General features: G+C 64.4%; 18 protein-coding genes and 1 tRNA gene. 8 read left to right on the top strand and 11 right to left on the bottom strand.

Annotation, left to right across the window (positions count from 1 at the left end; genetic code table 11):
* Window positions 1–201: 201 nt before the first annotated feature.
* The gene (locus CB0205_RS0100285) at window positions 202–417 is read left to right on the top strand and encodes a hypothetical protein (RefSeq protein ID WP_010312944.1); all 216 of its coding nucleotides are present in this window, start codon (window positions 202–204) and stop codon (window positions 415–417) included.
* A 951-nt stretch (window positions 418–1,368) separates the two neighbouring features.
* On the opposite strand, the gene CB0205_RS0100275 is transcribed toward CB0205_RS0100285, so the two are convergent.
* From CB0205_RS0100275 to CB0205_RS0100265, 3 genes are read right to left on the bottom strand one after another with little or no spacing between them, the layout of a single operon-like run.
* A complete protein-coding gene (locus CB0205_RS0100275) occupies window positions 1,369–1,572 on the bottom strand; it encodes a hypothetical protein (RefSeq protein ID WP_010312939.1) in 204 nt (67 codons plus the stop codon).
* Window positions 1,573–1,611: 39 nt separating this feature from the next.
* A complete protein-coding gene (locus CB0205_RS15755; RefSeq protein ID WP_010312938.1) occupies window positions 1,612–1,782 on the bottom strand; it encodes a hypothetical protein in 171 nt (56 codons plus the stop codon).
* A 48-nt stretch (window positions 1,783–1,830) separates the two neighbouring features.
* Window positions 1,831–1,995, bottom strand: coding sequence for a hypothetical protein (locus CB0205_RS0100265; protein WP_156797693.1), 165 nt, complete (start codon window positions 1,993–1,995; stop codon window positions 1,831–1,833).
* Between the two features lie 102 nt (window positions 1,996–2,097).
* Here CB0205_RS0100265 and CB0205_RS0100260 point away from each other — a divergent pair, with 102 nt between their 5' ends.
* Window positions 2,098–2,538: a VOC family protein gene (locus CB0205_RS0100260; RefSeq protein WP_010312934.1), complete on the top strand. Its 441-nt coding sequence runs from the start codon at window positions 2,098–2,100 to the stop codon at window positions 2,536–2,538.
* A gap of 321 nt (window positions 2,539–2,859) precedes the next feature.
* Here CB0205_RS0100260 and CB0205_RS15140 read toward each other — a convergent pair whose 3' ends face one another.
* On the bottom strand, window positions 2,860–3,060 hold the full coding sequence (locus CB0205_RS15140) for a hypothetical protein (protein ID WP_071777914.1): 201 nt from the start codon (window positions 3,058–3,060) through the stop codon (window positions 2,860–2,862).
* A 6-nt stretch (window positions 3,061–3,066) separates the two neighbouring features.
* Here CB0205_RS15140 and CB0205_RS15135 point away from each other — a divergent pair, with 6 nt between their 5' ends.
* On the top strand, window positions 3,067–3,378 hold the full coding sequence (locus CB0205_RS15135) for a Nif11-like leader peptide family RiPP precursor (RefSeq protein ID WP_083797875.1): 312 nt from the start codon (window positions 3,067–3,069) through the stop codon (window positions 3,376–3,378).
* Here the strand turns inward: CB0205_RS15135 and CB0205_RS0100250 are convergent.
* Window positions 3,348–3,785, bottom strand: coding sequence for a hypothetical protein (locus tag CB0205_RS0100250; protein WP_010312928.1), 438 nt, complete (start codon window positions 3,783–3,785; stop codon window positions 3,348–3,350). The genes CB0205_RS15135 and CB0205_RS0100250 overlap by 31 nt on opposite strands.
* Before the next feature lie 147 nt (window positions 3,786–3,932).
* Here CB0205_RS0100250 and CB0205_RS0100245 point away from each other — a divergent pair, with 147 nt between their 5' ends.
* Genes CB0205_RS0100245 through CB0205_RS0100235 form a run of 3 tightly spaced genes read left to right on the top strand, consistent with a single transcriptional unit; the run spans window position 3,933 to window position 5,536 of the window.
* A complete protein-coding gene (locus tag CB0205_RS0100245) occupies window positions 3,933–4,943 on the top strand; it encodes a DnaJ C-terminal domain-containing protein (RefSeq protein WP_029625987.1) in 1,011 nt (336 codons plus the stop codon).
* 44 nt (window positions 4,944–4,987) lie between these two features.
* On the top strand, window positions 4,988–5,227 hold the full coding sequence (locus tag CB0205_RS0100240) for a hypothetical protein (protein ID WP_010312922.1): 240 nt from the start codon (window positions 4,988–4,990) through the stop codon (window positions 5,225–5,227).
* Window positions 5,228–5,269: 42 nt separating this feature from the next.
* Entirely contained in the window at window positions 5,270–5,536 is a 267-nt protein-coding gene (locus CB0205_RS0100235; protein ID WP_010312920.1) for a hypothetical protein, read from the top strand.
* A gap of 1 nt (window position 5,537) precedes the next feature.
* Here the strand turns inward: CB0205_RS0100235 and CB0205_RS0100230 are convergent.
* A tRNA-Arg gene (locus CB0205_RS0100230) sits at window positions 5,538–5,611 on the bottom strand.
* Between the two features lie 68 nt (window positions 5,612–5,679).
* On the opposite strand from CB0205_RS0100230, the gene CB0205_RS0100225 reads away from it, so the two are divergent.
* The gene (locus CB0205_RS0100225; protein ID WP_029625986.1) at window positions 5,680–6,402 is read left to right on the top strand and encodes a hypothetical protein; all 723 of its coding nucleotides are present in this window, start codon (window positions 5,680–5,682) and stop codon (window positions 6,400–6,402) included.
* Here the strand turns inward: CB0205_RS0100225 and CB0205_RS0100220 are convergent.
* Complete coding sequence (locus CB0205_RS0100220) at window positions 6,381–6,623, bottom strand: hypothetical protein (RefSeq protein WP_010312917.1); 243 nt, start codon at window positions 6,621–6,623, stop codon at window positions 6,381–6,383. The two genes, CB0205_RS0100225 and CB0205_RS0100220, sit on opposite strands and share 22 nt — an antisense overlap.
* Window positions 6,623–7,480 (bottom strand): 16S rRNA (cytidine(1402)-2'-O)-methyltransferase, encoded by an 858-nt coding sequence (gene rsmI / locus CB0205_RS0100215; protein ID WP_029625985.1) that lies wholly within the window; start codon window positions 7,478–7,480, stop codon window positions 6,623–6,625. The genes CB0205_RS0100220 and rsmI overlap by 1 nt, the downstream gene beginning before the upstream one ends.
* Window positions 7,481–7,502: 22 nt before the next feature.
* Here rsmI and CB0205_RS0100210 point away from each other — a divergent pair, with 22 nt between their 5' ends.
* A complete protein-coding gene (locus CB0205_RS0100210) occupies window positions 7,503–8,423 on the top strand; it encodes a 3'(2'),5'-bisphosphate nucleotidase CysQ (protein ID WP_010312914.1) in 921 nt (306 codons plus the stop codon).
* A gap of 37 nt (window positions 8,424–8,460) precedes the next feature.
* Here the strand turns inward: CB0205_RS0100210 and CB0205_RS0100205 are convergent, their stop codons facing one another.
* The 3 genes from CB0205_RS0100205 to rseP form a co-directional block, all read right to left on the bottom strand.
* Window positions 8,461–10,593 carry a polyribonucleotide nucleotidyltransferase gene (locus CB0205_RS0100205; protein WP_029625984.1) on the bottom strand — a complete coding sequence of 711 codons (2,133 nt, stop codon included), beginning with the start codon at window positions 10,591–10,593 and terminating at the stop codon, window positions 8,461–8,463.
* Window positions 10,594–10,752: 159 nt separating this feature from the next.
* The gene (gene rpsN / locus CB0205_RS0100200) at window positions 10,753–11,055 is read right to left on the bottom strand and encodes a 30S ribosomal protein S14 (protein WP_010312910.1); all 303 of its coding nucleotides are present in this window, start codon (window positions 11,053–11,055) and stop codon (window positions 10,753–10,755) included.
* A 41-nt stretch (window positions 11,056–11,096) separates the two neighbouring features.
* Window positions 11,097–12,185: an RIP metalloprotease RseP gene (gene rseP / locus CB0205_RS0100195; protein WP_010312906.1), complete on the bottom strand. Its 1,089-nt coding sequence runs from the start codon at window positions 12,183–12,185 to the stop codon at window positions 11,097–11,099.
* Window positions 12,186–12,231 lie beyond the last annotated feature (46 nt).

Genomic DNA, 12,231 nt, shown 5'->3' with positions numbered 1-12,231 from the left:
AGGGCGATGCTCTCAAACCTTGATTTCCCTGCAAGCAATGTCTCCGTTTGCGAATCAAGAGAAGACAGGAGCGCAACAGCTCATCTCATGCTCCCCTTGAGAATCCGAATCAATTATTAATCCTAAAGCAGATCTGCATTTCTCCTCTCTCAACATGACGAAAAGGCATCGTTATCTCAGAGAGACAAGTCCGTCTGCACCATGGCTGTCTTGATCCAAAGCCGCTCCAGCACCGAAGAGTCTTGGCAAGACGAGGGCAGCAAAAGAAATCATTTCAAGGCCTACTTGACAGCACTGGCGAAATCACGCGTCACAGGCCGCGTCTATCGACTGGTCACTAGCGACGGAGGCGTCCTTGAGCAGATCGGCGAGCCTGCCTGCGACGACACACCTGATCGCAATGCTCAGGTGTACTAGTCCGCTAAAGCCTTGGGACTGCCAGCTGCAAGCACCGCCGCTCAAGAGGGACAAGGCGCAGCACGCAAACAATTGCAAATTTGTATCATTTGTCTCAGGCTTGTCTCTTTTCGAGGCGCTAGGGCTGGCTTCGGTTGCGAAAGTCTTGATGGATCTCCGATTCGTCCCGTCTGAACCAGCTCCAGGAAAAGGAACACTTCAACCTCTGGGGCGCAATGAATACCGCGTATGCGGTCCTGCTGGATGCACTGTCGTGAAGGGCTATGCCAACGCCCTGTACTTGAGCCGAAACGTCCCGGAGGCCGACGCCAAAGGCGATGGAGGCGAACAACTTCCTCCCTATTGGGGAAGTCGCGACGGGTTCCCCTTGCATTCCTGAGCTGACCAAGGCCTTAACCGGACCGGAACGTTTCAGTTCTTCCTCGCACCGCCCGAGCGCTCCAGAGGGGGCGTTTTTTTGTGTGCTTGCTCTGCTTGAGGAGGCCTAGGTACTTCGGCTGATTGCGCCACGTCAGATCGGCGTCATAGGAAAGACCTGCGCTTTTTTGACGAAGAGACGCCGTCCTCTACTGGCTTCCGGTAGGGGATTTTTTCAGTTTGTATAGCCAAGAACCTTCCCCGAGATCGCAGTGGCATACCGGAATTGAGGCGACTCTCTTCGTCAAGACATCGCCTCATGGGGCGAGGTGCATCTCGCCCCACCCCAATCTTTGGACCAAGGGTTGCACCGACGGCAAGACCAAGGCCATAACCGCTGAGGACACGGTCCGAGAGAACCCCGTGATCCGAAACGGGGGAGTGCCAAGCTCCCCCAATCCAACACTCCCGCTACTGAGCAGTGGTTCAGCTCGCTGGCCACAAAAAAACCGCGGATTCCCAGCCGCGGTTCGAGTTCCCATTTGCCGACCCCATCGAAGCGCTCCCGGTCGGGGTTGCCATGGGTACGTCTACTCAGGACTTGGAGACGTCTTTCTTTTTGAGAACGCAGCCAGCCACCCCACAGACGACTTCGTAGGCCTCCTGGCTTTTCTGGCTGAGGACTTTTTTGGTGTAGGCCCGTTTGGATCCCCCTTGGGTGAGGCGGTCCATTGATTGCATCAGGCGCTTTTTGATCGAGCGCAGGCGTTGAAGGGCCATGGATTGGGCGGCATCCATCCCACCTCTAGCGCCTGATCGCCCCAGGTGGCTGCGGCTTCACTCTGTGGTGGGGTGATCCTGGGCATTTCGCAACTCAACGGCCAGTTCCTGTAGGCCGAAACCGGCGAGGGCCAGGAGAATCACCAGCCCCGCCAGCCCCAAGAGTCCGTCTTCCAACGCTTCTCTTCGACTGGTCCTGTCGTAGCCATCGCCGCTGGCTGCTGCCACCGCTGTTTGCGTTCGCTCCTTTGGGTTGGCCGAATTGGAGCAGCGTTCCTAGACCGGGGGCACGCGCTTCAAGGGATCCAGTCCGTGTTTCATTCCCCCCACGCTGTGCCAGCCCATGGCTCCAGGGGAGAGTTGCAGTTGGCGTCTCTGCGTTGCCAACTGCAGCTGCACTGTTCTGGTTGCCCCTTCGTCAAGGGCGATCCGAGCTGCCATGGGTTCTGCAGCCTGCATGGGGCGGTGCTGAGTCCCCAGTCCCAGTTCTGGAAAGCCTGCAACGGCCGTTTCTCCAGGCCCGTCTTAGCCTAGGGGCACGCCGTGGTTCGGCCTTGCTTTCATCTCTCGATTCCAGCGATTGACCTGCAACGCAGTCATGGCTGGTACGTCCAGGCCTTGGACTGCCAGCCTGGGCGCAGGAGTGAGCAGGCCTCGATTCTTGACTTCCAGGGCCACCAGTTGGTCTTGCAACACACGCCCCAGCGTCTGGAGCCTGGGCAGCCTGGGATCTATCCCCGACATTTCGGGCTGGTCTTTGAGACCTTCACCCGTTGGGAGCAGCTGAGGCTGCAGCTGGAGCGCAGGGGCTGCCTCTTCTCTGTGCCCCCCAAGTGCCGCTACTCCGGTGGTCCGCTGGAGCATCACACCCTGTTTGTTCAGGATCCCAGTGCCAACTGGCTGGAGTTCAAGCACTACACCCACAGCGAAGCGGTGTTGGGCTGCAGGGATCAGCCCCAGGTCGGCGACCAGGACCTGCGCTAAGCGGCAATGGGCATTAACTCGGATTGCCCTGAGCCTGGGGTGGTCCGATGCTGGGCCCATCGATCTCGGAGGCGGATGTGACCGACACTCCACCGAACCAGTCCTCAGGAGCGAGCTGACCGAAGGCCCCTGCTCCAACAGTCTTCTACCGCTTGTGAGCGGGCCGTCAGTTTTGACGGCACTCCATCTGCACCGCCTGAGGTGCCCCAGGAGACCCACCGCTCGACACCTGGATCCTTGGCCCCAGGTGTGCCTCCTTCAGAAGCTCCGACCGAATCCATTGCTCGAAGCCGGTGCCCTTGGGTGCCGGCTTTGTTGTTGTCAGAACTTCCCCAGCTCCCGCTGAGCGCGGGGTCTCTGGGGGGCTGGGGCGTTGGCGGCTGGCCGTGGTGCGGGACTCGTCGCCGCTTGAGGAGCTGTGGCTGGGGAGGGAGTCGTGCACTGGTTGTCCTTGAAGGCCAGCACCAAGACGGCCGTCGAGAGCAGGGAGACCGCGACCGCATTGGCGACGTGCAATTTCATGGGCCGATGCAGCCAAATCAGGGCGTCGTACTCAGCATGGAGAGGAATCTCGCGCTGCGCTGCGTGTCTGCCGCTGATCTCAAAGCGTTCCTGTCCAAGGTGGGGAACAACCAGGCCATTCGCGACCGCATCCACGCCGCGACGGGTGTGGATGACATCCTCTCGATCGCCCAGAGCCATGGCTTCAACCTGAGCAAACCGGCGGTGCTCAGGGCCCATGGCGAGGCACTATCCCAAGCCGATGACGCTCAGCTTCAACGGGTGAACACCTGGGGTGATGCCCTGATTCACTGTTTTGGCGTGGCCGACTCGGACTGAGCGCCCCAGAAGCTGCTCCAGACCTCCAGTTCCTCCAGGGACATCACCCCTTCACGCCGCTCTTCCTGGTAGTCCCAGGTCGGATAGGCGCGGACCTTGGCGGCCATGCAGCGCTTGCGGCCCTCCTCTTCTTTGTCGCACTCCACGTAGGGCAGGAGTTCGATGGCCTCCACGCCGAAGAGTTCTTTTTGGGTGTTGCAGTGGGGGCACCACCAGGCTCCATAGACCACAAACCCCTGGGCCTTGAGGTGTTTGGCCAACTGTTGCTGCCGAGCCGTGGAGGCGCGTGCGGCCGCGGGCTGCTCTTCGGCGGCATGCGCCGCGGGTAGAAGTGCCGGTGTGCTGATCAGCAGCCCCAGGCTCAGGGCCAGGCGTCCCAGGACTTGGACGCTGCGGGGGCCAGCCATGGCGCTTGAACAACAGGTGGCCGCACCCTAAGGGCGATGGCGGAGCTGGTCACGCGTTCGGCCTTCCGCCTGTTTTCCCCCTCGCTCAATCCACCCCGCTGCTGGGACACTGAGGGGGCCGTTGATAGGTCCTTCCCAGCTGCTGCGATGAGCGCCAACGGTTACCGCGACTATTTCAAGGTTCTGGGCGTTGAGCGTGGCGCTGATGCGGACGCGATCAAGAAGGCCTTTCGCAAGTTGGCGCGCCAGTACCACCCGGATGTGAATCCCGGGGATAAGGGCGCTGAGGCGAAATTCAAGGAAGTCAGTGAGGCCTATGAGGTGCTCTCTGACCCCGATAAGCGTCGCCGCTACGAGCAATTCGGGCAGTACTGGAGTCAAGCCGGCGCTGGCCCAGGCCCTGGCGGTGTCGATGTCGATTTCGGCCGCTACGGCAATTTCGATGACTTCGTCAATGACCTGCTCGGTCGCTTTGGCGGGCCCGGCGGTGGGGCTGGCGGATTCCAGGGTGGTGGTTTTGGTGGCGCCCCTGGCGGTTTTGGCGGTTTTGGCTCAGGCTTCCCCGGCGGCTTTGGCAGCGGCGGCTTTGCCGGTGCCCCGGGCCGTCAGGCGGCGCCGGTGAACCTCGATGCCGAGGCCAGCATCAACCTGACCTTCTCGGAGGCCTTCCGCGGTTGCGAGCGCACCCTGGCAGTCAATGACGAGCGCGTTCAGGTGCGCATTCCCGCCGGTGTGAAGCCCGGCAGTCGCCTGCGCCTCAAGGGCAAGGGGAACCTTCAGCCTGGAACCGGCCGCCGCGGCGACCTTTATCTCACCCTTCAGGTTCAGGACCATCCGGTCTGGACCCTCGACGGAGACCAGCTCAAGGCGGATCTTCCCCTGAGCCTCGATGAGCTGGCCCTGGGCGGTGAGGTGCGAGTGGCCACGCCCGATGGAGAAGCGACGGTGACGGTGCCCCCGGCGATGGCCGTCGGCCGGAGCCTGCGGCTCAAGGGCAAGGGCTGGCCGGTCAAGGGAGGTCGCGGTGACCTGCTACTGAGCCTCAGCCTGAAGCAACCGGCGCGCTACAGCGACCAGGAGCGGCAGTTGCTGGAGCAGCTGCGGGCAGCGCGCAGCAGTGACCCTCGAGCCGATTGGATCAGCGCCGCTCGTTTGTAACCCAGGGGCGTCTATGGCAGGGTGCGCCCAGCACTTGCATCGCCGTGAAGCGTCTCCTGCTGGGCTGTCTGCTCTGGGCCTCTGCGCCGGCGGCGATGGCCTACGAGGCCTGGTTGGTGCGCTCCACCTTTGAGCCCCACAAGATCGGCCCCAAGGACGTGGCTGTGACCAAGGTCCCGATGCCGACCCTGAAGGCCTGTATTGCAACGGGACACCGTTGGGTGGCGGCAGCACCCAGTGATCGCAAGACCTCTCGCGGATTCGATTGCATCCCCTACCGCTAGCGCCCCCTGGTGTAGATGTGGGGCTCAACCAGAGCGGGATTGATGGCGAAGCGCCGGAAACTCAACAAAGAGATGGAGGCCGCGATGGTCGTCGCTCAGAGGAAGGTTGAGTTGATGACCGCCAAGATCCGAGATATCCGCGACGAAGATATTCAGAACGAATTCGCCCAGGCCTTCGCCCAGGTGCACGCCTCCCTCTCCCACCTGATCGAGGCCTACAGGGTCAAGGGCTTCTGCGAAGAAACCGAAGGCACCCTCGCGCTCTACAACGGCCTGATGGCGCGTTTTGAAGAGGAGTACGAGCTCTAAACGCCCCCTGTTGGATTCGAACCAACGACCGGCTGCTTAGAAGGCAGCTGCTCTATCCAGCTGAGCTAAGGGAGCTTGGATCTGACGCATTGTGCCAGCTGAGCCAAGGCTTCTATGGTGGTGTGCTGGAGAACGATGTCCACATGCCCGCTCCACGGCTGACTGAAGGCCAAAAAGAGGAGCTGGTTGCTCGCTACCGCCAGGGCGAGACCGCCCAGGCCCTGGCCGCGAGCTACGGCTGCAGCCCAAACACCGTCAGCCGGGTGCTGAAGGCTGGGATCGATCCCGACGAGCTCGCTGAGCTCAAGAAGCAATCCCGCAGCCGCTCGTCTGCCAAGCCCGCAGCCGTTGTTGAAGCTCCAGCTCCTGAGCCCGAGTCCACGACCAGCGAGCTGGAAGAGTCCTCAGACGACGAGGAGGAGGACCCGGGCGTCTTGGCGATCGATGACGCCGATGACTTCGGCGATGACGGCGATGAGGAGACCTACGAGGACGGCGATGACGCTCTTGAGGTTGCACCCCTCGGCGGCGTTCCAGCGGCGGAGCTGATCGATCCGATCCCCCTGCTTCCTGGACTGCTGCCCAGCAGCGTCTACATGCTGGTGGACAAGGTGGTGGAGCTGCAGGCCAAGCCCCTCAACGAATTCCCCGAGCTCGGTTCCTTGCCGGAAGCCGAGCAGGCGCGTCAGGCCCTGATGCTGTTCACCAATCCCCGCCAGGCCAAGCGCCAGTGCGGCCGCAGCCAGCGGGTGATCAAGGTGCCCGACAGCGATGTGCTGCAGCGGCGCTCCTCCTATCTGGTGGCTCAGGGCATCACCCGCCTGGTGGTGGAAGGCGGTCTGCTCTACTCCCTGCCGGAAGCCTGATCACTGCCCGGCAGCAGCAGGGCCGTTGCTGCACCGCCGCTGATCACCCCGATCACCAGGGAGACCCCCAGGAGAAAGCCTGTCGGGAGTTCCGCCGTGCGGCCAAATCCCAGGTTCAGGCGGGTGCGTTGATCCAGGTTCTGGGCGCCCAGACAGAGGATCAACAGCAGCAGCACCCCACCGCCGAGGCTGGCCAGAAGCAGGCGCAGGCGCAGCAGCATCAGGGGGTGTCGTCGTCTTGATGCAGCAAAGCGTAGAGCTCGCGTTTGGCGATGCCCGTGCTGCGGGCCAGTTGGCGAGCGGCATCGTTGCGGCTGAGCCCGCCGCTCACTAGGGCCTGCAGCTGCTCATGCAGCGTCTCATCACTAGGTCGTTCGCTGGCCTTGGTCTCGGCGCCGCCCAGGACCAGTGTGAATTCCCCCTGGGGCGGGTTCAGGCGGAAGTGCGCCAGAGCCTCGCTCAGGTTGGGGCCGACCTGCTGCTCATGGCGCTTGGTCAGCTCCCGGGTGACGGCGATTGGCCGGTCCCCCAGGAGCTCAAGCAGGTCCTCCAGCAGCGCCAGCAGGCGGTGGGGTGCTTCGTAGAAGACCAGTGTCCGCTCCTCTTGGGCGAGGGCCTGCAGGCGAGCGCGGCGGGCGGTGGCCTTGGGGGGGAGGAAGCCCTCAAAGCAGAACCGCCCGCAGGGCAGACCACTGCTCACCAGGGCAGTCGTGGCGGCGCAGGGCCCGGGCACACAGATCACCGTTCGCCCCTGGCCGCGGGCGGCGCTCACCAGTTCCTCGCCGGGATCGGAGATGCCCGGGAGCCCAGCATCGCTGATCACGGCGATCGCTTCCCCGTTCTCCAGGGCCTCGAGCAGCTCCGGGATTCGAGTGGCCTGGTTGTGCTCGTGGAAGCTCACCAGGCGGTTCTTGATGCCCAGGTTGTGCAGCAGCAGGCCGCTGCGGCGGGTGTCTTCGCAGGCAATGCGATCGGCCCCGGCCAGCACGGTCTTGGCCCGGGGCGAGAGATCGCCGGTGTTCCCGATCGGGGTGCCCACCAGATAGAGCACGCCTGCAGCGGGTTCAGCGCCCTGCATCACAATGCTCCTTTGCCCTTCCATGATGCCCGCCGCCGCCTGCTTCCCCCCTGGCATCGAGGAGAAGCAGCTCTTGGCGGACCTGCGCAGGCTCTGCTGGGGTGCCGCCGACATCCTGCTGGCCTATGGCCGCGGCGAGCAGCCCCCCTATGGCTTCCCCAAGGCCCTGAGCGTCGATGAAGGGGGCGAGGGCCCGGTCAGCGCCGCCGATCTGGCGGTCAACCAGTGGCTGCTCGATGGCCTGGCCCAGGCCTATCCGGATGCGGGCTGGACACTGCTGAGCGAGGAGACGGCCAAGGAGCAACTGACCGCCGGGGAACCCCTGGATGCCGAGTGGCTCTGGATCCTCGATCCCCTCGATGGCACCAAGGATTTTCTGCAGGGCACCGGCGAGTACGCGGTGCACCTGGCGCTGGTCCACCGCGGTGAGGCCGTCTTGGGCGTTGTTCTCCAGCCGCTGCTGGAGGACCTCTGGTTCGGCCTGGTGCCCGAGGGCCGCGCCTGGCGGGAGAACCGCGCCGGTGAGCAGCAGCCCGCCCAGCTCAGTTCCCGTCAGGCCCTCTCCGAGATGGTGCTGGTGGCCAGCCGCAACCACCGGGACCAACGGCTGGAGCAGCTACTGGAGGCCCTGGCCCTGGGCGACACCAAGGCCATCGGCAGCGTCGGCGGCAAGGTAGCCACGATCCTGCGGGGTGAGACCGACGTCTACATCTCGCTCTCGGGCAAGAGCGCCCCGAAGGACTGGGATATGGCGGCTCCCGAGGCCGTGCTCAAGGCTGCCGGTGGCGCCTTCACTCACGCTGACGGTGCACCGCTCCGCCACAACACCGGCGATGTGCGCCAGGCCGGCTGCCTGATCGCCAGCCATGGCGTCAGCCACCAGGAGCTCTGCGACAAGGCCGCTGCGGCGATGGCCCGCATTGATCCGGGCTTCGCGGTTTAGGCCATAAAAAAAGCCCCCTTGCGGGGGCTTCGTTCGATCAGGCCTGGGCGGGCTCGTCCTGCTGGGGAACCCCGCGCAGGGTGAGGTTGATCCGGCCGCGGTTGTCGATCTCGCGGACGCGGACGGTGACGTGGTCACCCACCTTCACCACGTCTTCCACCTTCTCCACGCGGGCTTCGCTGAGTTGGGAGATGTGGATCATGCCTTCCTTGCCAGGAAGGATCTCGACGAAGGCGCCGATCGGGATGACCCGGGTGACGGCACCGCTGAAGACCTCGCCTTCAGAGACGCGACGGGTGAGGCCCTCGATGATGCGCTGCGCTTCCTCAGCGGCTGCACCGTCGTGGCTGGCGATCGTGACGATGCCGCCGTCCTCGATGTCGATCTTGGTGTTGGTGCGCTCGGTGATGCCCTTGATCGTGCGGCCGCCGGGGCCGATCACGGTGCCGATCAGCTCGGGGTCGATCCGGAAGCTGAGCAGGCGAGGGGCGTGGGGGCTCAGGACATCGCGGGGCTTGTCGATCGCCGCGAGCATCTTCTCGAGGATGTGCAGACGGGCTGGACGGGCCTGGTTGATCGCCTCAGCGACGGTCTTCACTTCGAGACCGGTGATCTTCATGTCCATCTGCAGGGCGGTGATGCCCTTCTCGGTACCGGCCACCTTGAAGTCCATGTCGCCGAGGAAGTCCTCGATGCCTTGGATATCGGTGAGGATCCGGACCTCAGAGCCCTCCTTGATCAGGCCCATGGCGGCACCGCTCACGGGGGCCTTCAGGGGCACGCCGGCATCCATCAGGGCCAGGGTGCTGCCGCAGACCGAACCCATCGAGGTGGAGCCGTTGGAGCTCAGGCATTCCGACACCACGCGAAGCACGTAGGGGAAGCTCTCCTTGCTGGGGAGGACGGGGATCAGGGCCCGCTCCGCCAGGGCGCCGTGGCCGATCTCGCGGCGGCCGGGGCTGCGCATCGGGCGGGTCTCGCCGACGGAATAGGGGGGGAAGTTGTAGTGGTGGAGGTAGGTCTTCTCGTTGGACGGGTTCAGGTCGTCCATCTCCTGGGCGTCGCTCGGGGTGCCGAGGGTGGCGCAGGAGAGCACCTGGGTCATGCCGCGCTGGAACAGACCGGAGCCGTGGACGCGCTTGGGCAGCACACCGGCGGCGGCACTGATCGGACGTACCTCATCGAGGTTGCGGCCGTCGACGCGCTTGCCGTCATTGACGATCTGGGCGCGCATCAGCTTCTTGGTGAGCGCCTTGTAGTTGTTGCCCAGGGCCTTGCCGTTGCTGCTGACGGCCACCTTCACGGCGTCGTCGTCCTTGAGGCCGCTGATCTTCTCGGCCGCCTGGGCCTTGATCGCATCGAGCTGTTCGTCGCGCTCGGCCTTGGTCAGGCTGAACTGCTTGAGGACATCGCCGATGCCCTTGCTGCATTCCTTCTCCAGGAAGGTGGGCAGGGTGGCGTCGACGGTCTGGGCCTCGGGGATGACCTGCTCGATGCCGAGCTCCTTGAGCAGGGTCTGCTGGACCTTGATCAGTTCGCAGACGGCCTCGTAGCCGAAGTCGATCGCCTCGATCACGTCCTGCTCGGGCAGCTGGTTAGCGCCCGCCTCGACCATGATCACGCCCTGGGGGGTGCCGGCGACCACCAGATCCAGCTCAGAGCGCTCGATCTCGCGGTAGCTGGGGTTCAGGATGAAGTCATCGCCCAGCAGGCCGACCCGCACAGCCGCCATCGGGCCGTTGAAGGGGATCTTGGCCAGCAGGGTGGCCAGGGAGGCGCCGGTCACCGCCAGGACATCGGGCGGAACCCGCTCATCCAGGGACATGCAGGTGGCGACGACCTGCATGTCATCCCGCAGCCAGCTCGGGAACAGCGGGCGCATCGGGCGGTCAATGAGACGCGCGATCAGGGTGGCGCGCTCGGGGGGACGGCTCTCGCGGCGCATGAAGCTGCCGGGGATACGACCAGCGGCGTAGAGACGCTCCTCGTAATCGCAAATCAGCGGCAGAAAATCGATGCCCTCACGGCCGCCGGAGCGGGTGGCAGTGACGAGAACAGAGGTATCTCCGCATTCGACCATGACGGACCCCCCGGCCTGCGGGGCGAACCGACCTGTGGTCAGTCGGATCTCCCGACCATCGAAGGAGACCGACTGAGTGTGACCTTGCACGTGGGCTTATGTCTTGTTTGTTGTCAAGAGCAATTCTTGCATCTGAGCCCAAAGGCTTGCGAAAAACAGGCGCAATCTCTTCCGGAATGCCACAACGCCCGCAAACAACAAAAAAGGCGCCTTTCGGCGCCCTGACGGTCGATCAAGCGATCGAGAGTCTCACCAGGAGGACTTGACCACGCCGGGCAGTTCGCCTTTGTGGGCGCGCTCACGCAGCTGGTTACGGCACAGGCCGAAGTCGCGGTACACACCACGGGGCTTGCCGGTGGCCCAGCAGCGGTTGCGCAGACGGACGCGAGCGCTGTTGCGGGGCAGGTTCTGGATCTTGCGGTGGATCTCCAGGCGCTCCATCGGATCGCCAGCGGCTTCGAAGGCGGCCATCAGAGCTGCGCGCTTGGCGGCGTAGCGATCAACAAGCTTTTGGCGCTTGACGTCGCGCGCAATCATCGACTTCTTCGCCATGCGGCCTGGATCTCGTAAGCAGTGACCAGAAAGCCTACCTCTTAGCGTCCCAGCAGCTGTTGGACCGCCGCCAGCTGGCTGGTGTCCTTGACGATCAGCACCACGCTGAGGCCCACCAGCAGGACAAAGCCCGACTGCATGAAGGCCATCTGGAACTTCTCGGGCAGGGGCTTGCGGCGCAGACCCTCCAGCAGCAGCAGCACGAACTGCCCGCCATCGAGCATCGGCAGTGGCAGGGCATTGAGCACCGCCAGGTTGATCGAGATCAAGGCGGTGTAGAGGAAGAGGCTGCTGCCGCCCTGTTTAGCCAGGGAGGCGCCCATCTCGACGATCTTCACCGGACCCGAGACCTGCCCGGCGGTCTCGCCGAAGTGGGTCACGAGGGTGACAAAGCCATCCACCGTCCGCTTGGTGAGCAGGGCGACATCGTGGTTGGCCTGCTGGATCACCTCGATCGGGCTGCGGGGGCGGCGGAAGGCCTCGGTGCCGCTGGGTTGCAGTTGGGCGCCGATGCGGCCGATGCCGCTCAAATCAGCGGGGGTCAGCTGCAGTTCCAGGGCTTGGCCCTGGCGCTCGGCCTGCAGGCGCAGGGTTTGATCGGGGGATCCCTTGACCAGCTCGACCAATTGGCTGACGGCGCTCTGGCCGCCGCCCAGGTCGCGGCCGTCCACCGCCAGGATCCGATCGCCGGCCTTCAGGCCCGAGGCGGCAGCGGCCTGGCCCTGCTGCACGCCCGAGACCAGCACGCCGGGTGTAGCGCTGAAGCCAGCGGGGATGCCCACGAAGGCCCCCTGGGCCATCAGCACCGCCCAGGCCAAGAGCAGGTTGGCGATCACGCCAGCGGCGATCACCAGGGCCCGCTGGGGCAGGGGGCGGTTGGTCAGCAGATCGGGGTCATCCGAGGGGATGCTGCTGTCTTCGTCGTCATCGGGGAAGGAGACAAAGCCCCCCAGGGGAATGGCCCGCAGGGCGAACTGCACCCCCCGCCGCTGCTTCTGCAGCAGCACCGGGCCAAAGCCGACGGAGAAGCCGCTGACGCGGATCCCTTGCCAGGTGGCGGCAAAGAAGTGCCCCGCCTCATGCACCACGATCAGGCCGGCCAGGATCGCCAGAGCCGTCAGGACGCCCATCTCTGCAGATCCAAAGTCCGTCCATTGTGGGGGGAAGGCACGGCCA

The sequence above is a fragment of the Synechococcus sp. CB0205 genome (assembly GCF_000179255.1).
Classification (GTDB): domain Bacteria; phylum Cyanobacteriota; class Cyanobacteriia; order PCC-6307; family Cyanobiaceae; genus Vulcanococcus.
Note: the sequence above shows the minus strand (reverse complement) of the source record. Positions and strands in the feature narration are given on the sequence as shown.

Coding starts and splice junctions, on each gene's coding strand:
- CB0205_RS0100285 (WP_010312944.1), top strand. CDS start 202: ATGGCTGTCTTGATCCAAAGCCGCTCCAGCACCGAAGAGTCTTGGCAA.
- CB0205_RS0100275 (WP_010312939.1), bottom strand. CDS start 1,572: ATGGATGCCGCCCAATCCATGGCCCTTCAACGCCTGCGCTCGATCAAA.
- CB0205_RS0100265 (WP_156797693.1), bottom strand. CDS start 1,995: ATGGCAGCTCGGATCGCCCTTGACGAAGGGGCAACCAGAACAGTGCAG.
- CB0205_RS15140 (WP_071777914.1), bottom strand. CDS start 3,060: ATGAAATTGCACGTCGCCAATGCGGTCGCGGTCTCCCTGCTCTCGACG.
- CB0205_RS15135 (WP_083797875.1), top strand. CDS start 3,067: ATGCAGCCAAATCAGGGCGTCGTACTCAGCATGGAGAGGAATCTCGCG.
- CB0205_RS0100250 (WP_010312928.1), bottom strand. CDS start 3,785: ATGGCTGGCCCCCGCAGCGTCCAAGTCCTGGGACGCCTGGCCCTGAGC.
- CB0205_RS0100245 (WP_029625987.1), top strand. CDS start 3,933: ATGAGCGCCAACGGTTACCGCGACTATTTCAAGGTTCTGGGCGTTGAG.
- CB0205_RS0100235 (WP_010312920.1), top strand. CDS start 5,270: ATGGCGAAGCGCCGGAAACTCAACAAAGAGATGGAGGCCGCGATGGTC.
- CB0205_RS0100225 (WP_029625986.1), top strand. CDS start 5,680: ATGCCCGCTCCACGGCTGACTGAAGGCCAAAAAGAGGAGCTGGTTGCT.
- CB0205_RS0100220 (WP_010312917.1), bottom strand. CDS start 6,623: ATGCTGCTGCGCCTGCGCCTGCTTCTGGCCAGCCTCGGCGGTGGGGTG.
- rsmI (WP_029625985.1), bottom strand. CDS start 7,480: ATGCAGGGCGCTGAACCCGCTGCAGGCGTGCTCTATCTGGTGGGCACC.
- CB0205_RS0100210 (WP_010312914.1), top strand. CDS start 7,503: ATGATGCCCGCCGCCGCCTGCTTCCCCCCTGGCATCGAGGAGAAGCAG.
- rpsN (WP_010312910.1), bottom strand. CDS start 11,055: ATGGCGAAGAAGTCGATGATTGCGCGCGACGTCAAGCGCCAAAAGCTT.
- rseP (WP_010312906.1), bottom strand. CDS start 12,185: ATGGGCGTCCTGACGGCTCTGGCGATCCTGGCCGGCCTGATCGTGGTG.